General features: G+C 63.4%; 15 protein-coding genes. 4 read left to right on the top strand and 11 right to left on the bottom strand.

From position 1 onward, the window contains the following. The first annotated feature begins 115 nt into the window (after positions 1–115). Positions 116–361 carry an Lrp/AsnC ligand binding domain-containing protein gene (locus NLN62_RS33140; protein WP_027528612.1) on the top strand — a complete coding sequence of 82 codons (246 nt, stop codon included), beginning with the start codon at positions 116–118 and terminating at the stop codon, positions 359–361. Here NLN62_RS33140 and NLN62_RS33135 read toward each other — a convergent pair. Continuing rightward, positions 358–1284, bottom strand: coding sequence for a cytochrome c (locus NLN62_RS33135; RefSeq protein ID WP_254111602.1), 927 nt, complete (start codon positions 1282–1284; stop codon positions 358–360). The two genes, NLN62_RS33140 and NLN62_RS33135, sit on opposite strands and share 4 nt — an antisense overlap. A gap of 154 nt (positions 1285–1438) precedes the next feature. Between NLN62_RS33135 and NLN62_RS33130 the strand changes: the two genes are divergently transcribed. Then, the gene (locus NLN62_RS33130) at positions 1439–1858 is read left to right on the top strand and encodes a CHRD domain-containing protein (protein ID WP_254111600.1); all 420 of its coding nucleotides are present in this window, start codon (positions 1439–1441) and stop codon (positions 1856–1858) included. Positions 1859–2122: 264 nt separating this feature from the next. Here the strand turns inward: NLN62_RS33130 and NLN62_RS33125 are convergent, their stop codons facing one another. Next, positions 2123–2656: a hypothetical protein gene (locus tag NLN62_RS33125; RefSeq protein ID WP_254111598.1), complete on the bottom strand. Its 534-nt coding sequence runs from the start codon at positions 2654–2656 to the stop codon at positions 2123–2125. Between the two features lie 228 nt (positions 2657–2884). On the opposite strand from NLN62_RS33125, the gene NLN62_RS33120 reads away from it, so the two are divergent. Together NLN62_RS33120 and NLN62_RS33115 are read left to right on the top strand one after the other, a co-directional pair. Next, positions 2885–4501: a PAS domain-containing sensor histidine kinase gene (locus NLN62_RS33120; RefSeq protein WP_254111596.1), complete on the top strand. Its 1617-nt coding sequence runs from the start codon at positions 2885–2887 to the stop codon at positions 4499–4501. 236 nt (positions 4502–4737) lie between these two features. Next, positions 4738–6132 carry a serine hydrolase gene (locus tag NLN62_RS33115; protein ID WP_254111594.1) on the top strand — a complete coding sequence of 465 codons (1395 nt, stop codon included), beginning with the start codon at positions 4738–4740 and terminating at the stop codon, positions 6130–6132. Positions 6133–6169: 37 nt separating this feature from the next. Here NLN62_RS33115 and NLN62_RS33110 read toward each other — a convergent pair whose 3' ends face one another. The 9 genes from NLN62_RS33110 to NLN62_RS33070 form a co-directional block, all read right to left on the bottom strand. Continuing rightward, complete coding sequence (locus tag NLN62_RS33110; protein ID WP_027528607.1) at positions 6170–6643, bottom strand: VOC family protein; 474 nt, start codon at positions 6641–6643, stop codon at positions 6170–6172. 255 nt (positions 6644–6898) lie between these two features. Next, on the bottom strand, positions 6899–8182 hold the full coding sequence (locus NLN62_RS33105) for a cystathionine gamma-synthase family protein (protein ID WP_027528606.1): 1284 nt from the start codon (positions 8180–8182) through the stop codon (positions 6899–6901). Between the two features lie 431 nt (positions 8183–8613). Next, positions 8614–9063, bottom strand: coding sequence for a cytochrome c (locus NLN62_RS33100; protein WP_027528605.1), 450 nt, complete (start codon positions 9061–9063; stop codon positions 8614–8616). 124 nt (positions 9064–9187) lie between these two features. After that, entirely contained in the window at positions 9188–11497 is a 2310-nt protein-coding gene (locus NLN62_RS33095; RefSeq protein ID WP_254111592.1) for a xanthine dehydrogenase family protein molybdopterin-binding subunit, read from the bottom strand. Positions 11498–11612: 115 nt separating this feature from the next. Further along, the gene (locus NLN62_RS33090) at positions 11613–12548 is read right to left on the bottom strand and encodes a DUF1152 domain-containing protein (protein WP_254111591.1); all 936 of its coding nucleotides are present in this window, start codon (positions 12546–12548) and stop codon (positions 11613–11615) included. A 203-nt stretch (positions 12549–12751) separates the two neighbouring features. Then, a complete protein-coding gene (locus NLN62_RS33085; RefSeq protein ID WP_254111589.1) occupies positions 12752–13099 on the bottom strand; it encodes a DUF1127 domain-containing protein in 348 nt (115 codons plus the stop codon). A gap of 307 nt (positions 13100–13406) precedes the next feature. Next, the gene (murJ, locus tag NLN62_RS33080; RefSeq protein ID WP_254111587.1) at positions 13407–14933 is read right to left on the bottom strand and encodes a murein biosynthesis integral membrane protein MurJ; all 1527 of its coding nucleotides are present in this window, start codon (positions 14931–14933) and stop codon (positions 13407–13409) included. Between the two features lie 208 nt (positions 14934–15141). After that, entirely contained in the window at positions 15142–16293 is a 1152-nt protein-coding gene (locus NLN62_RS33075; protein ID WP_254113784.1) for a DegT/DnrJ/EryC1/StrS aminotransferase family protein, read from the bottom strand. 52 nt (positions 16294–16345) lie between these two features. Continuing rightward, complete coding sequence (locus tag NLN62_RS33070) at positions 16346–17350, bottom strand: Gfo/Idh/MocA family protein (RefSeq protein WP_254111586.1); 1005 nt, start codon at positions 17348–17350, stop codon at positions 16346–16348. Positions 17351–17411: the final 61 nt, after the last annotated feature.

The raw sequence follows: 17411 nt of genomic DNA, 5'->3' as shown, positions 1-17411 counted from the left end.
ACCCGCAGATCCGGGGGCAGCAAGCTGGCTTGCGCCCGGGGGCAGCAAGTTCGCTTGCTAAAGTCGGCCGATTTTGGCCTATTAGCCGCCAAATCATGCCTTCGGAGTAGCCGCGATGGTTCCTTTCTTCGTCCAGATCAAATGCAAGCTCGGCCAGTCCTACACGGTCGCCAACGCGCTCGCCGAAGCCGAGATCGCCTCCGAGATCTATTCCACGGCGGGTCACTACGACCTCTTGGTGAAGTTCTATGTCGACAAGGACACCGACATAGGCCACTTCATCAATGAGAAGGTGCAGATCCTGCCGGGCATCCAGGACACCCTCACCATCATCACCTTCAAGGCATTTGGCGGCCGCTAGCCGCCCTCCTTCCGCTTCGGCGGCGGCTTGGGTCCCTCGACCGGCGGCAGCGATTTCAGATATTCGGCCATCGCGGCGCGGTCCTCGGCCGTGAGCTGCGCGAGATTCTTGATCACGGGCCGCATCGCGCCGGAGGCGCTGTCGCCCTCTGGCATGTCGCCGGTCTCGAGGAAATCGGCGATGTCCTTCTCGCTCCAGTCGCCGATTCCCTTTTGCGTGATGTTCGGCACCCATCCCTCGCCTTCCGGACTGGGGCCGCCGGCAAAGCGCTGCGACGTGATGAGGCCGCCGAGCAGATTGCGCGGGCTGTGGCACTCGGCGCAGTGGCCAAAACTGTTCACGAGATAGGCGCCGCGATTCCATTGCGGCGAGCGCGCAGCATCCGCCACGAACGGCGCGCCGTCCATGAACAGCCATTTCCAGACCCCGACATTGCGGCGGATGTTGAACGGAAACGGCAGGTCGTGATCGCGCACCCTGCCCGACACGGCGGGCAGCGTCTTCAGATAGGCAAAGAGATCGCGGACATCGTCCACCTTCGCATGCGCGTAGGACGTATAGGGAAACGCCGGAAAGTAGTGCGAGCCATCAGGCGAAACACCCTTCATCACCGCATTGACGAAATCGACCTCGCTCCAGCGTCCGATGCCGTCGCTTGGGTCCTGCGAGATGTTCGGTGCGTAGAAGGTGCCGAACGGTGAGCCGATGGCAAGGCCTCCGCCGAGCCGCAGGCGGTCGGGCTGGTTCGGCACAGCGTGGCAGGCCGCGCAGCCGCCGGCGTTGAAGAGCTCCTGGCCGTTGACAAGATCGGGCGCGCGCGAGGTCGCCGGCAGCGCCAGTGCGACCGGCGCCGTGAGCCACCAATAGAGCGCGAGGCCGAGACCGGCGGCAAGCAGCGCAGCAATGATTGTTCGTCGCAACATTCGTGAGATCCATCGATGTCCGGCGAACTTAAAGGCGTGGCCGCGGCCGCTCCAGCCACGAATAATTTAGATGGTTTGAACGCCCGACGGGAATAAATTCCAAATCGCACTGTTTGGAGGTTTGCCACCTTTCGAGGTCAACAGGGAGAGAACCATGAACAAGCCCCTTTTTGCCACGCTCGCGCTGACGGCTGCATTTGCGTTTGCCGGACCCGCCTGCGCGGAGAAACTGAAGGCGACACTGGACGGCAAGGCCGAGGTGCCTGCGACGACCAGCAGCGGCACTGGCACGGCCGATCTGGATTATGATGCCGCCAGCAAGAAACTCTCCTGGACCGTCACCTATTCCGGACTTTCGGGCCCCGCGACCGCCGCTCACTTCCACGGCCCGGCCGAGTCCGGCAAGAACGCTGGCGTCGCAGTCGCGATCCCGAATGCTGCGTCGAGCCCCGTCAAGGGCGAAGCGACGCTCACCGACGCGCAAGCCGCCGATCTGCTCAGCGGCAAATACTACGTCAACATCCACACCGCAGCGAACCCGGGCGGCGAGATTCGCGGCCAGGTGACGAAGTAAGCGCTGCATTATCTTGCCACGAAATGAGGCCGGGCGTTCGCAGGAGCGTCCGGTCTTTTTCCGGCCTACGACCGAAGAGGCGGGCGCAAACCTGCTTCAACGTCGTCATTGCGAGCGCAGCGAAGCAATCCAGGAATCTTTCCGCGGCAGCAGTCTGGATCGCTTCGCGGAGCCTGTCATCGGGCCGCGCGTTGCGCGGACCCGTTGGCTCGCAATGACGGAGCAAGGTGTTTCGCCGTCATCCCCTAGCTCCTGCGAGGCACGTCACGAGCCCTGCATGTATCGAACAGGGTTCTCCGGATCCGACGCGAAGATGTCGGCAACTTCCGTGAAGAGCAGCGACATCGCCTTCTGCTTCAGATCATCGAACCTCTCGAAACTGAAGTTGTTTCCACCCATTCGCAATTCGCCGAGTTGTCCCGCATATCCGGGTACGATCGGCGCGCCTTGCCGGGTCACCGCCACGTAGACGCTGATGTAGTTCTTCTGAAGAGCAACACCGATCACCGGCCATTCGGTGGTCTTCCCGGATTTGATCGCATAGCGAAATTTTCCATAGCCGATCATCTTCATCCGCATACCCGCCTCTCCCGCTTGTGTTCCCTTATGGAAAAACCGCTTGAGAGCCGGAGCGGCCTGGACGATCAGCTTGTGAAGGTTGACCAGGTCATGCTTTCGCTCTGGATCGAAATCGAGGTAGGCCTGCAATGTATCTGCCGTCACGCGGAACATGTGAGTCTCGACCGCTGCTGCTGAACCAATGTGCTGTCGACGAATAGAGTATGCGCAGTGTGCCACGCGCCGGCATCGTCTGCTTGATCGAAATTGATCAGCACCGGACGCCGATGCGCAGTCCGCCTTGGCCTGGCGAAATTCGATGGTTTGACTGGTGATTTCGGGTTATGGTCGTTGGTCGCACGCGTTGTGCAGGCGGCCGACTTTTCGAACACAATGCAGAGTTCGCGCCGGATTGCCGTTTGAATGGCTGGGCCAAGCGACCGTTCGGGCACGTGACAAGGTCAGGTCATGGGCGGGCACTCGACCGATTTCCTCAACGGAGGCGGCAAGATGGGCGCGCTGATGCGCGCGCACGACTGGTTGACGTCACCGCTCGGTGTACCCGCGCAATGGCCGGACACGCTCAAGTCAACAGTCGCAACTTGCCTCAATTCCCGCTTTCCCATGGTCGTCTGGTGGGGGCCGCAGCTCATCATGCTGTACAATGATGCGTGGCAGCCCATCCTCGGCGAGACCAAGCATCGCCATGGCCTCGGCCGACCAGGCGCGGACTCATGGCCCGACACCTGGCCGATAGTCGGTCAACAATTCGAAAGCGCGCTCAAAGGCGTTGCGAGCTGGTCGGAAGACCTGCTGCTGGCGAGCGACCGCCACGGATACATGCAGGAATGCTATTTCACGTACTCACACAGTCCGCTGATCGATGCCACCGGCAAGATCGTCGGCGTCCTCACGGCCGTCGTTGAAACGACCGCGCGCATCCTGACCGAGCGCCGGATGCGTGTCTTGGGTGCATTGTCAAAGGCGACGATCGAAGCAACGACGGGTGACGTGACGATCGAGGAGACCTGTCAGAATCTCCTGGATCTGCTCTGTTCCGACAATCCCGACATCCCGTTCGCCGTTCAGTTCATCGCCGACGAGAGCGGGCACGCTCGGCTTGTCGCTGCAAGCCAGATCGATCGCGCCCTGTTTCCGTCCTCGTTGTCGGCCCTATCACCCGACGATGTATGGGGCATCGTCAATGTCCTCAAGACGCGCGCGCTGCGGATCATCGAGCGATCGCCCGAACCGCGGTTCGCGCTGCCGGGCGGCAGCTGGCCTGAACCGACGACGCAACTCGTCGCATTGCCGCTTTTGCGCAAGAGCCCCGGTAACAACCTGGTGGGCGCGTTGCTCATCGGCGCCAATTCGCGCCTGCATCTCGATTCAGAATATCTTGATTTCCTGATGCTGGTCGCCGCTGAGCTGGCGGGATCAATATCGGCCCTCCGGAGCATCGAGACGGAACAGCGCTCCGCGCGAGCCAAGGAGCTTCTGGTGCGAGAATTGCAGCACCGAAGTCGCAACTTGCTCGCTGTGGTCCGGTCAATCTCGGAACGGACACGCGCGACGAGCACGTCGCTTGACGATTATGCAGGCGACTTCAACGGGCGCCTGGGCGCGCTTTCGCGGGTTCAGGGCCTTCTCTCCCGCGAGGAGTCGGAAGCGATTGGCCTTGATGAGCTCGTGCACATGGAAATGAATTCGCTGGGCGTAACGGACTCCTCCGACGTCTCGATTGGAGGTCCGAACCTGGCCCTTCCTCGGGATTCCGTGCAGATGCTTTCGCTCGCCCTGCATGAACTGGGCACGAACTCCATCAAGCACGGTGTCCTCAACGGCTCCGGCGGCACCCTGGAGATCCGCTGGAAGCTGGCGAGCACCGACAAGCCCGCCCTGCGTCTCGAATGGAGCGAACGCAGACGCAAGCTCGCCGAGCTGGTCGTATCGCATCGACACGGGTTCGGCCGGACGCTGCTCGAACAGGCACTCCCCGGACAGCTTGGGGCGACGACGCGGTTCGATTTGCGGCCTGACGGCTTGCAGTGCGTCATCGAGCTACCCGTTGAATCCGCAACATGACGGCTGCGGAGCAAAGCGCTCAATCAGGCCGGACGGGCCGAAATGTGCTCGTCGTCGAAGGCGAATTCTAAACTCAGCTCACGGCCCACTTTTCTCTCGCCTGCATGATCGAGCTCGGCTAACGTTGACGGGCCCATAGGAAGCAATCCATGATTGTGCTGCGAGCCGGCCTGCTGGCAGCACTGCTGTGCCTCGCCGGACTATCGTTTCACCCCGTAAGCATCGCGACTTAAACCATGCCCTCGCCCGACATCCAGCGTCGCATCGGCGAAGTCTGCGCGCGCCTCATGACGAAGGTGGTCGAGCGGGGCGACCCTCGCGCCTGCCAAGCGCTCGCGGACCGCATGGCCGCCTACCATGTGCCGGGCGTCAGCATTGCCGTTATCCATGAGGGTGCCATCGAATGGGCGAAGGGATTTGGGGTCGTCGAGGCAGGAGGCGATCCCGTCACGACCGAGACGCTCTTCCAGGCCGGAAGCATCAGCAAGCCCGTCGCCGCGATGGCTGCGCTTCATCTTGTCGAACAAGGCAAGCTCTCGCTCGATGCGGACGTCAATCAGGCACTGACTTCTTGGACAATTCCGCCGAGCGCGGCCGCACCGGGAGCCGTGGTCACGCTGCGCGAGCTGCTCAGTCACGCCGCCGGACTCACTGTGCACGGATTTCCGGGCTACGCCGCGGGTGCAGCCGTTCCCACGCTCGTCCAGATTCTCGATGGTGTGACGCCCGCCAACACTGCTCCCATCCGCCTCGAGGCCGTCCCCGGCAGCCGTTGGAAATACTCGGGCGGCGGCTACATGGTGATGCAGCAATTGCTGCTCGACGTTTCGCAACAGCCCTTTCCCGAACTGCTGCGCGACACCGTGCTGGCGCCCATCGGCATGACCCACAGCACCTACGAACAACCGCTGCCGGTGGAGCTCCGCGTCCAGGCCGCAACACCCTACAAAGCAGACGGTGCGCCCATAGAAGGCGGCTTCCATACCTATCCGGAAATGGCCGCCGCCGGGCTGTGGACGACGCCGACCGATCTCGCGCGGTGCGCAATCGAGGTCCAGCGCTCGCTGCGCGGCGATGCCAACCACGTGCTCTCAACCGATATGACCAGGCAAATGCTCGATGCGGGCATTGGCAAGCATGGCCTCGGTTTCGAGATCGGGGGCTCGCCCGAAAATCCCTTCTTCTGGCATGGCGGGATCGACGCAGGTTTCGAAGCCGTGCTCGCCGCCTATCAGCGCAGCGGCAACGGCGCGGTCGTGATGACCAATGCACAAGGCGGCCATCTCCTGGCCCACGAGATCTTGCGCGGTATCGCCTCGGTCTATGGCTGGCCGGATTTCCATCCGATCGTCCGGGCGAGCGTCAAGGTCGACCCCGCCATTCTCGCGACCTATGTCGGCGTCTATGAGATCACGCCCACATTTTCGATCGCCGTCACGCTGGAGGATGGGCAACTGACAGCGCAGGCGACCCATCAGCGCAAGCTGCCGCTCTTTGCCGAGTCTCAGACCATGTTCTCCGCGAAGATTGTCGACGTCCGGCTGGAATTCTTCGCAACCGACACAGGACAAATCTCCCATCTGGTTCTTCATCAGGACGGCAATGATATGCGGGGCGAGCGAAAGCGGTGACCAGCTCGCAGCGCGTCCTGCGAGCTGCAAGCGCAAATCAGCCGCGCCGGGCCGCCTTGATCGCGGCGACGTCGATCTTCTTCATTCCCATCATCGCGTCGAACGCGCGCTTTGCTTCGCCACCGCCGGCTGCGAGCGCCTCCATCAGCACCCGCGGGGTGATCTGCCAGGAAATGCCCCATTTGTCCTTGCACCAGCCGCACGCGTTTTCCTGCCCGCCATTGCCGACGATGGCATTCCAGTAGCGGTCTGTCTCCTCCTGATCGTCGGTCGCGATCTGGAACGAGAAGGCTTCGCTATGGCTAAACATGGGACCGCCATTGATGCCGAGACAAGGAATTCCGGCCACCGTGAATTCGACCGTCAGCACATCGCCCGCCTTGCCGGATGGATAGTCACCGGGCGCACGGCGGACGGCGCTCACTTTGCTGTCGGGGAACGTCTCGGCGTAAAAGCGGGCAGCAGTTTCGGCGTCCTTGTCGTACCAGAGGCAAATCGTGTTCTTTGCCATTCGCGAGTCCTTTCAGTTCCACCCCGATCAGGTTCATCCCCGCCTCGCCCTGATATCGTCGCAGCCAATGGCAATTTCTTGACCCGTCTCGCGTCAGCTTTCAGATTTCGGAACAGACTCGCGCGCGGCGCCCACCGCCTCCGCGATCCATGGCTTTGTCGAACAGCTACCGTCGGCCCATCAGGCTCTTTAGATTGCCAGCTCGAGGACCCGTGCATCGCCAACGTCGAATCCGCTGTGACACCTCCACCGCGCCTAAGCCACGCTCAACGCCTGCGTGAGATCAGCAATCAGGTCCGCGGGGTTTTCGATGCCGATCGAGAGCCGGATCGTGGAATCGAGAACGCCGATCTTTTGGCGGATGTCCGCGGGAACGCCGGAATGGGTCATGGTCGCAGGCAGGCTGGCCAGCGACTCCGTTCCACCTAGGCTCACCGCCAGCTTGAGGATTTGCAGCGCGTTGAGGAATTTCACGGCCGCCGCCTTGCCGCCGACGATGTCGAAGGAGAACGTCGATCCCGCGCCGAGGCACTGCCTTGCGAACACGCGTCCGGCCGGCGACGTCTCCTCGTGGTGACCGAGATAGTGGACCTTCGCCACCTTGGGGTGGTCGCGCAGGAAGTCGGCCACGAGCCGCGCATTGCCGTCGGCCTTCTCCATGCGGATGCTCAGCGTCTCCAGGGAACGGCTGATCATCCAGCACGAGTGCGGATCGAGCTGCGTGCCGATGGCGCCGCGCAGCGCCTTGACGCCCTTGATGACGGCCTTGGCGCCGAGCGCGGCGCCGGCGATGAGGTCGGAATGACCGCCGACATATTTGGTCAGCGAGTACAGCGAAATATCCGCGCCGTGCTCGATCGGCCGCTGAAATACAGGGCCGAGCAGCGTGTTGTCGCACGCGATGATCGGCGTGTGGCCCTGGGCCTTGCCGATGGCGTCGGCAACGCGGCGGATCATCGCGATATCGACGAGGCCGTTGGTCGGATTGGCCGGGGTTTCGATGATGATCATCGCAACGCGGCCCCTTCGGATGGCCTCCTCGGAGGCTTGGCTGACCGCGCCTTCGTCGATGCCATCAGCAAAGCCGACGGCGCTGATCGAAAGGCGTGCGAGCGTGTTGGTCAGCAGGGTTTCCGTCCCGCCATAGAGTGGCTGGGAGTGCAGGATGACGTCGCCCGGGCGGACGAAGGCGAGGATCGTGGTCGCGATCGCCGCCATGCCGGATGAGAACAGCGCGCAGCTCTCGGTGCGCTCATAGACAGAGAGCCTGTCCTCGACGATCTCGCTGTTGGGATGATTGAACCGCGAATAGACGAGGCCTGCCCCCATCCCTTCCGGCGGCTCGCGCCGGCCGGAGACGAAATCGAAGAAGTCCTGCCCGTCCTCGGCCGTCCTGAACACGAAGGTCGAGGTCAAAAACACCGGCGGCTTGATGGCGCCTTCCGACAGTTGCGGATCATAGCCATAGGTCAGCATCAGGGTTTCCGGATGCAGCATATGGTTGCCGATGTGGGTCTTGGACGGGAACGGTTTTGCCATGGCCTGTCTCGCTGTTCTTGATTCGGATCCTCGCCGTGCGCTGGAACCCTGCAATCGAAAGCAGTCAGGAATTGGATGCGCCGGCATCCAACGACTCATCGTCAACGTCGCGGCGGCTGGTGTTCAGGATAGCGCATACTTCGCGCGCTGACAGCGACTCGCCGGGCCCTTCGAAAGAATTTCCTCCGCGGGCGTTGGCAGTGAGAGTGTCGCGGAGGTGTGCGACAATCTCGTCATTGCGAGCGCAGCGAAGCAATCCAGAGTTTTCCGCGTAGAGACTCTGGATTGCTTCGTCGCTTTGCTCCTCGCAATGACGAGCGTGGGAATCTGCGTAGCCCGCATGAGAAAAGCGACATGCGGGGACACCTGCCCCGGATATCGCTTCGCTCATCCGGGCTACGAGCTCTATCGGCCCGCACGGGGCCGACAGGCTACTTCAACTTCACGCGATACGTCTCGTGGCAGTCGCTGCAGCGGTCGTTGATGCTGGTGTAGGCGGCCTTCAGGGTGGCGACGTTGTGGACCTTGCCCTTGGCGTCCGCGATCGCCTTCTGCACCGGCGGGATCTTGGAGTCGAAGTCGGCCTTGTTCTGCCAAACCTTTTGCGAGGCACCGTAGGTGGCGTTGACCACATCCTCCTTGGGATTGACTTCGAACGTCTTCGCGATCTTAGCGACGCTCTGTTCCAGGTCGGCGAGCGCCTGGTCGACCGCTTTCTGATTGTAGGGAATGTTGCCTTTCGACATCTTCTGGATGACGTCATACAGGCTCTTGGCCTGCGAGCGCATCAGATTGTCCTGCTGAACGGCAATCTCCTGCTGCGCCATCACGGCGCCGGCACCCAGCAACAAGGCGCCCACGACAATAATCGTCCGTTTCATCTGGTATTTCTCCGGGCTCGCAGGCGTTTCAAGAGAGGGCCATGCTCCGCATTGCGGGAGGCATGGCCCATCCCTGAATAGAACCCCGCCGCGGGCTTTTATTCCCGCGTGCGGAGATCACGCATTAGAGGCTGTGACGGCGATGGTGCTCGGTGATGGCGATCCACACCCGCTCCGGCGTTGCCGGCATGTCGATGTGGTCGATCTTGTATTCGCGCCAGAGGCCCTCGACGATGGCATTGACGACCGCGGGGCACGAGCCGATCGCGCCGGCCTCGCCCGCGCCCTTCACCCCCAGCGGATTGGTCTTGCAGGGAACGTTGTGGGTCTCGAACACGAAGGCCGGACCGTCGGCCGCGCGCGGCAGCGCGTAGTCCATATAGGTGCCGGTGACGAGCTGGCCGTCACCCGCGCCATAGACCACCTGCTCCATCAGCGCCTGGCCGATGCCCTGCATGGCGCCGCCATGCACCTGGCCGGCGAGCAGCAGCGGATTGAGCGTCTTGCCGAAATCGTCGACGATCACGTAGTTGACGATCTTGATCACGCCGGTGGCCGGGTCGATCTCGACCTCCGCCAGATGCGTACCATTCGGGTAGGTGCCGTCGGCGCTGGCAAAGGTCGCGCTGCCGTTCATCTTCGATGGGTCGGCGCCGGGGCGCTTGGCGAGATCGGCAAAGGAGATCGAGCGGTCGGTGCCGGCGATGCGGATTGCGCCGGCCGAAATCTCGAGGTCGCCGGCGCTTGCCTCCAGCGCCTGCGCCGCGATCTCCTTCAGCTTCTTGCCGAGCTCGCCCGAGGCGCGCTCCACGCAGACACCGCCCGTGGGAATCGAGGCGGAGCCGCCGGTGCCGAGCCCGGTCGCGATCTCGTCGGTGTCGCCCTGGCGGATATGCACGCGCTCCGGCGGCAGGCCGAACTGCTCGGCAACGATCTGGGCGTACGCCGTCTGGTGCCCCTGCCCACTCGATTGCGTACCGATCAGGACGGTGACGTCGCCATTGGGGTCGAGCCTGACATTGGCGGTCTCTTCGCCCATCACGCCGCAGATCTCGACATAGCTCGCGAGGCCAATGCCGCGGACCAGGCCCTGCTTCTTGGCCGCCTTGGCGCGCTTTGGAAACTCCTTCCACTCCGCGATTTCCATCGCGCGCTTGAGATGCGCGGCGAAGTCGCCGGAATCGTAGATCTTGCCCGTGGCCGTCTTGTAGGGCAGCGCCTTCGGCTGGATGAAGTTCTTGCGACGGATGGCGTCGGGCGTCATGTCGAGCTTGCGCGCACAGGCATCGACGAGACGCTCGATGACATAGGCCGCCTCAGGCCGGCCCGCGCCGCGATAGGCATCGACCGGCACACTGTGGGTGAAGATGGTGCGCACCCGGCAATGGAAGGCCTGGATGTCGTAGAGGCCCGGCAGCATGCCGGCACCGCCATGGGGGATGTAGGGCCCGAAGGTCGACAGATACGCGCCCATGTCGCCCATCAGGTCGCAATCCATCGCGAGAAACTTGCCGTCCTCGGCAAGCGCCATCTTCGCAGTGGTGACGTTGTCGCGGCCCTGCGCATCGCCCATGAAATGCTCGGAGCGGTCGGCCGCCCATTTCACAGCCTTCTTCAGCTTTCGCGCCGCGACCGCCATCAGTGCGTATTCGCGATAGGGAAACAGCTTCGTGCCGAAACCGCCGCCGACATCGGGGCAGATCACCCGCATCTTGTCGGTCGGGATATTGAGCACGTTCTGGCAGAGGATGTCGCGCAGGCGGTGGCTGCCCTGGCTGCCGACCGTCAGCGTCAGGTGGTCGCGCTTGGCGTCGTATTCGCAGACGGCTGCACGCGTCTCCATGAAGCTCGCGACCACGCGCGGATTGACGATGGAGATCTCGGCAACCGCATGCGCTTTCGCAAAGACGGCTTCGGTTGCGGCCTTGTCACCGATCGAGACGTCGAACAGCACGTTGCCAGGCTTGTCCGGCCAGACCTGCGGCGCGCCCTGCTTCACGGCGTTGACGACGCCGGTCACCGCCGGCAGCGGGCTCCATTTCACCTCGATCGCCTCGATCGCATCGCGGGCCTGGTCGATGGTCTCGGCGACCACGAAGGCGATGGAATCGCCGACATGGCGCACCTCGTCCTTGGCGAGGATCGGGTAAGGCGGGCCGGTGAACGGATCGGTCTCGAGGTTGAACAGGCATGGCAGATTGCCGAGATCCCCGACGTCGTCGGCGGTCAGGATCAGCGCGACGCCCGGCAGCGCGCGGGCGCGGCTCACATCGATCGTATACTTGGCATGCGCGTGCGGCGAGCGCAGCATCAGGCAGCGCAAGGCCGCGTTCGGCGCATAGTCATCGGTGTAGCGGCCCTTGCCGCGGATCAGTACGTCATCCTCCTTGCGCAGCACGCTTTGGCCAACGCCGAATTTGATAGGAGCAGCCATGTTCTCTCCATGCCCTCATGGTTGTTTTGCCGCATATTGCAGCGGATCGGCGGGCAGCGCAAACGGCTTTAGCCATGCATGATGGCCGCAGGCCGGGAAAAGTGCCCCTCGCCCGTCATAGCGGAATTGGGCGAAAGGGTCGCAGTTCACTCGTTTCCCTGTGGAGATCGATGATCCTGCGGACCTCCTCGACGCGCGCGGTCTCCGCCAACTCGCTGGCATAGGCCATGTGCCGGACCACGGCTGCGGACTGGAAGGTCCAGTATTGCGCCATCAGCGGATTGATGAAGAGCTCGTTGCCACTGGTGCGGTTGGTGGCATGATAGTTGCCGAACTCGCCCCGCAATGCACTCGCGATCGAATTGCACACGATGCTCTGGTGCTGCGGCTGGCGCTGGTTGGCATAGTCCACGAGATCGAGGAAAGCGTCGGCCTCCGCGTTGCCCCGCGACAACGAGAACATGCCGAGAAACCCACCGTCGCGAATCAGCTGCGAGACGTTCTCGAGAAAAGCGTGGTGCGAAACGCCGTGATAGTGGTCCACACCGAAGCCGATCGCGGCCAGCAGGACCCGTTCGCCCGCAGCCTGATCGGCGGCAACGATGGAGACAGCGTCTTCGACGACGGTGCCGAGGCCGGGCTCGTCGCCGAACAGAATGCTGTCCGTTCCGCCATCGACCAGGACCACCGTATCGATGTCATGGTGATCCATGATCGCTCGGTAGGCCGCCGCAAGCGGCCGGACGCCGCTTTTCGCAAAGGCGTAGATCCGCAGGAGTTGATCACGGCGGGAGAGCCACTCGGCGAGCCAGTTTTCCGGAAAGTACGGGATGTCGGCCGCTTGCTGATCGACCCGCCACGTCGTCTCCCCGACCCGCTCGCCGCCGCACAGCCACAAGTTCGTGAATGACAGGCTTGCGAAGACGACGCGCTTGCCCCGGACCATAAGATGCTGTGCGAGCGGCATGCCGGCAAAAACGTCGAATCCTCCGCCGCAGCCCGCGACGAGCATGTTGCTCGCACCGTCTAGTCGTTCGAGAAACGGAACCATATTTGAAGCCTATTGCCTTCCCACAAGTAGTTCGACTGAACAACTTTGCCCGACACTCCGGAAGCGGCGCGACTACCCGCACAATGATCTGACGAGCGTGCGAGCGGACTTAACGCAACCGAATTTTTCACTCCTAAAAACAAGCAGCGGTGCTGACCGCCGCTTGTTCGCAAAGCGCATGTCCGCACATGTTGGTTGATCTCTTACATCACACCACGGCCCCATAGATACCTCGTGCTATCTCTAAGCGTATCGATAGCCCGTTCAGGTGTGAGGAAGTCAATCTCACTGCGGGTCAAGCCGATATCCATCAGTTCCCTGTCACTCAGGTCCTGCAAGGTGGCTCGCAAGCTCTGGCGCTGGCGCCGCTCCTGAAACTCACGCCAATATCGCTTGAGCAGGCTTAAGACGCTCCCTGTCGCTGCGGCCGCTCGTCCAGCAGCATCCTTTTCCGACAAAGTGTCGTCCGGCACTGCAATGGACGCATTGAGGCCGGGCGCTGCGGCATCGCGCTCGGTCCCGGATGTGATGTTCGTCTGTTGAGGTGGCATCGGATGCTCCTGCTGTTGTGCCGGCAGGGAGCGTGGCCAAACAAAAGGCCCCGTCCGATGCCGGCGGGGCCTGGTGAAAAGATGTCGTCGTCGAATTCCTAGCGCGCGACTCCTTCCACGGCCCAGCCGAAGCGGGTCATGTCCTGGAAGTTGACGTTGCGCACTGATGTGTTCATGAGGCGCCAATACCACGGCAATGGTACAAAATCAAGAGATGTGCGGAAGTCCGTTGCACCCTGGAGGCGAGCACCTCGCACCGGCGCATTCGTCCCCCGTAAAACGGATATGACGATCTATTGAAATTCGCCTAGCCGCGCACCAGCGAGACCAGCCAGTTGCGGCCGAACAGCGCGAGGATCGCGAGCGCGTAGACGATTGTGCCCCCGACGGCCAACAGGACTAGCGTCAATTCATCGTGGAAGTGCATCGAGGTCAGATAAGAACCGCTGAAGCGCGCGATCAGCCAGAAGACGGCGGCCAGGATGATGCCGGTCACGAGGAATTTGACCAGCGACAACAGCCAGGCGCGATCGAGCACGAGAAAGCCCCGCCGCACTGCGAAGAAGAGCACAAGCAGCAGATTGGTCCAGACACCAACGGCGGTTGCCAGCGCCAGGCCGATCTGGGCGAGCGATCCCATCAAGGCAACCTTCAGGGCGACGTTGACCGCGATGCCGGTCAGCGATGCCCGAACCGGCGTCGCCGTATCCTTGCGCGCGTAGAAGGTCGCGACCGCGCTGCGGATCAGCACGAAGGGGATCAGGCCGATGGCATAGGCCGCGAGCGTGGCGCCGGCGGCTGCGGCATCGGCCTTCGAAAACGCGCCGCGTGCGAACAGCGCACGCATGATCGCCTCGGGCACGGTGACGAATGCCGCGACGAAGGGCACCGAGAACAGCAGCGTGAAGTCGAACGCGCGGCGCTGCGCCTTCATCGCGCCGTCGTGGTCATGGGCCGTGATCCGCCGTGACATCTCCGGCAGCAGCACCGTGCCGATGGCAATGCCGATAACGCCGATCGGGAGCTGGTTGAGACGGTCGGCATAGTAGAGCGCCGACAGCGCGCCTGCGGGCAGGAAGGTCGCGATGATGGTGTCTGCAAACAGCGCGACCTGCGTGCCCATCGAGCCCAGCGTCGCCGGCCCGAGCGCCCTGAAGAAGCCGCGGACATCTTCGTCGAGCCTCAGCGGCGCAAAGCGCGGCAAGCCGCCATGACGCGCGAGATCACCGGCGAGCAGGAAATACTGGAGGAAGCCCGAGATCAGGACGCCCCAGGCGGCAGCGTACCCCGCGCTGGGAAACCAGGCGGCGAGCGCCAGCGTCATCATCATCGAGACGTTGAGGAAGATCGACGCGGCCGCGGCGCTTGCAAAGCGCTGCATCACGTTGAGCATGCCGCCGTAGAGCGTCACCAGCGTGATCAAAAGCAGATAGGGGAAAGTAATCCGGGTCAGCGCAATCGCGAGGTGCCTCTGCTCGGCATCCTCGGCGAATCCCGGCGCCAGAATGCTCATGGCCTGCGGCATGAACAGCAGGGCGACGATCAGCAACACGACCTGGGAGGCAAGCAGCAGCGTGAAGATGCGGTCGGCGAACAGCTTTGCCGCCGCCTCGCCTTTCTCGCCATGGACGTGGGCATAGGCCGGCACCCAGGCGGCGTTGAACGCGCCTTCGGCAAAGATCGCGCGGAAGTGATTGGGCAGCCGTAGCGCCACGAAGAAGGCGTCGGCAACGGGGCCGGCACCCAGGATCGCCGCGAGCATGATGTCGCGGGCAAACCCCGTCAGCCGCGAGAGCAGCGTATAGCCGCCAACTGTGAAGATGCGTCCAAGCATGCGCCTGTTCTAGAGACTAATCGGTCAATCGATAAGGGCTCTACAGCATGGCGGGATTAGGTCTAGGTGAAACCGCAACGAAGGTTCGCCCCCTCCCCCGCTTGCGGGGAGGGTGTCTCCGCAATCGAGAACCCCCAAGAGGACACAGCCCTCACCCGCGCCTTCGGCGCGACCTCTCCCGCAAGCGGGAGAGGTAAAAACGGCGAAATCAGGTTGAAATCGCGCCGCGCACGGCCGCGATGATTCGCTCCTGGGCCGCCTCGTCGAGATAAGCGTGCATCGGCAGGCTGATGACGTCCTCCGACAGGCTTTCGCAGACCGGCAGGCCGCCGTCGGCGACCGGATAGTGCCTGTAGGCGGTCTGCTGGTGCATCGACTTCGCATAGTAGATCGCGGTCGGCACGCCCTGGGCCTTCAGTGCGGCGGCAAAGCCGTCACGGTCCGTTCCCTTGGGCAGGCGGATGGTGTACTGCGCCCAGACCGAGGTGCAGCCGGGCGCAAGTCGCGGCACGGTGACCACATTGCTGAGCCCGCGTGCGTAACGCTCGGCCACCTTGTTGCGCGCCGCGATCTCGTCGTCGAAAATCTTCAGCTTCTCGATCAGGATGGCGGCCTGCATGGTGTCGAGCCGTCCGGTCAGGCCGAGACGCACGTTGTCGTATTTGTCCGCGCCCTGGCCGTGGACGCGAATGCTGCGCAGCGTATGCGCGAGCTCGTCATCGTCAGTGAAGATCGCGCCGCCGTCGCCGAAGCAGCCGAGCGGCTTTGCCGGGAAGAAGCTGGTCGTGGTCGCCAGCGCCAGCGTGCCGAGCTTGCGTCCCTTGTAGCTCGCGCCGAAACCTTGCGCTGCGTCGTCGAGCACGAACAGGCCTTCGTCCTTCGCGATCGCGGCGATGGCGTCGTGATCGGCAGCCTGTCCGAACAGGTCGACCGGAATGACCGCCACAGGCCTCAAGCCGGCCTTCCGGGCGGTCGCAATGCCGCGCTTCAGGGATTCGGCGCTCATGTTGAAGGTCGCCTCATCCACATCGACGTAGACCGGCGTAGCGCCGGTGCGCGCCGCCGGCGAAGCGGTGGCAATGAAGGTGAACGACGGACACAGCACCGCATCGCCGGGCCCGATGTTCTTCGCCATCAGCACCATCAGCAGCGCATCGGTGCCGCTGGCGCAGCCCACCACATGCTTGGCGCCGCAATAGGTCGCGAGCTGCTTCTCGAGCTCGGTCACCTCGGGGCCGTTGACGAACTGGCAGTGGTCGAGCACGCGCGTGACCGCGGCATCGAGCGAAGCGCCGAGCCTGCGGCGCTGCGCGCCGACATCGATGAAGGGGATGGGATCGGAACGCAGATGCTGGTTCATGGCGCCTTGCTGAATGTCTTGCAGGTTCTTGGCGGTCGGCATGGAATGAGGATCAGCCGGCGACGCGGCGCGGCCCCTTGCGGGCCGCGGATGCCGCAGCAGGATGGCTCGGCGCCTCCAGGCAGCGCGTGGCGATCTCGAGGCTCGCAACGCCCTCATCGCCGGTCACCGCCGGCGTCTCGCCGTGGCGCACCGCGTTGAGGAACGAGATCAACTCGGCGCGCAGCGGCTCGTCATGACCGACCGGCAGATGCCGCATCGAATAGCTGCCGTCCGGCTTGAAGCCGAAGCATTCGGTGACCTGGCGCGTCAAGAGATCGCCCATGACGTACTTGCCACGGGTCGCGACCGTGACGCTGCGCGCCTTGAACGGCGTCAGCCAGTTGGTGTTGATGTGGGCGAGCACGCCGGAGGCAGTGCGGAACTGCAACAGCGCGATGTCCTCGCGCTCGGCGACCGCGCTCGACAATTGCGGCTGCACCTCGACGATATCGGACTCGGTGAACCAGCGGATCAGGTCGATGTCATGCACCGCGAGGTCGATGACCACGCCGACATTCGACATGCGCGGCGGGAACGGACCGACGCGCGTGATCGCGATCGACAGGATGTCCTCGCCCGCGATCGCCTGTTTGACCGCAGCGACCGCCGGATTGAAGCGCTCGACATGGCCGACCATCAGCGTCACGCCGGCCTCGCGCGCAGCAGTGACGATCTCGCGCCCCTCCTCCACTGAAGATGCGATCGGCTTCTCGACCAGCACGTGAATTTTCCTGGCGATGCAGGCGAGCGAGATCTCGTGATGCAGATGGGTCGGCGCCGCGACGGTCACCGCATCGACGCCTTCGGCGACGAGCTGATCGAGCGTCTCGAAGCACTGGCAATTGGCAAGCTCGGTCGCACGCGCGCGGTGCGCCGGCGAGGGATCGACCACACCGACCAGGCTGACGCCGGGAAGCCCTGCGAGCACGCGCGCGTGGTTGCTGCCCATCACGCCCGCGCCGATGACGCCGACGCGCAAGCCGGCCTTTGCCGGTGCAGATCCTTTGGAACTCATCTGATCGAACCCCGATTCAACCCAAATCCCCGGCGCCACTCCTAGCACGGGCGCCACATTT

The organism is Bradyrhizobium sp. CCGUVB23 (genome assembly GCF_024199885.1).
GTDB lineage: Bacteria > Pseudomonadota > Alphaproteobacteria > Rhizobiales > Xanthobacteraceae > Bradyrhizobium.
The sequence above is the reverse complement of the archived record's forward strand: the minus strand, read 5'-3'. Positions and strand labels throughout refer to the sequence as shown.

Bases quoted from the DNA above. Each gene is read 5' to 3' on its own strand.
- NLN62_RS33140 (WP_027528612.1), top strand. From the start codon at position 116: ATGGTTCCTTTCTTCGTCCAGATCAAATGCAAGCTCGGCCAGTCCTAC.
- NLN62_RS33135 (WP_254111602.1), bottom strand. From the start codon at position 1,284: ATGTTGCGACGAACAATCATTGCTGCGCTGCTTGCCGCCGGTCTCGGC.
- NLN62_RS33130 (WP_254111600.1), top strand. From the start codon at position 1,439: ATGAACAAGCCCCTTTTTGCCACGCTCGCGCTGACGGCTGCATTTGCG.
- NLN62_RS33120 (WP_254111596.1), top strand. From the start codon at position 2,885: ATGGGCGGGCACTCGACCGATTTCCTCAACGGAGGCGGCAAGATGGGC.
- NLN62_RS33115 (WP_254111594.1), top strand. From the start codon at position 4,738: ATGCCCTCGCCCGACATCCAGCGTCGCATCGGCGAAGTCTGCGCGCGC.
- NLN62_RS33110 (WP_027528607.1), bottom strand. From the start codon at position 6,643: ATGGCAAAGAACACGATTTGCCTCTGGTACGACAAGGACGCCGAAACT.
- NLN62_RS33105 (WP_027528606.1), bottom strand. From the start codon at position 8,182: ATGGCAAAACCGTTCCCGTCCAAGACCCACATCGGCAACCATATGCTG.
- NLN62_RS33100 (WP_027528605.1), bottom strand. From the start codon at position 9,063: ATGAAACGGACGATTATTGTCGTGGGCGCCTTGTTGCTGGGTGCCGGC.
- NLN62_RS33095 (WP_254111592.1), bottom strand. From the start codon at position 11,497: ATGGCTGCTCCTATCAAATTCGGCGTTGGCCAAAGCGTGCTGCGCAAG.
- NLN62_RS33090 (WP_254111591.1), bottom strand. From the start codon at position 12,548: ATGGTTCCGTTTCTCGAACGACTAGACGGTGCGAGCAACATGCTCGTC.
- NLN62_RS33085 (WP_254111589.1), bottom strand. From the start codon at position 13,099: ATGCCACCTCAACAGACGAACATCACATCCGGGACCGAGCGCGATGCC.
- murJ (WP_254111587.1), bottom strand. From the start codon at position 14,933: ATGCTTGGACGCATCTTCACAGTTGGCGGCTATACGCTGCTCTCGCGG.
- NLN62_RS33075 (WP_254113784.1), bottom strand. From the start codon at position 16,293: ATGAACCAGCATCTGCGTTCCGATCCCATCCCCTTCATCGATGTCGGC.
- NLN62_RS33070 (WP_254111586.1), bottom strand. From the start codon at position 17,350: ATGAGTTCCAAAGGATCTGCACCGGCAAAGGCCGGCTTGCGCGTCGGC.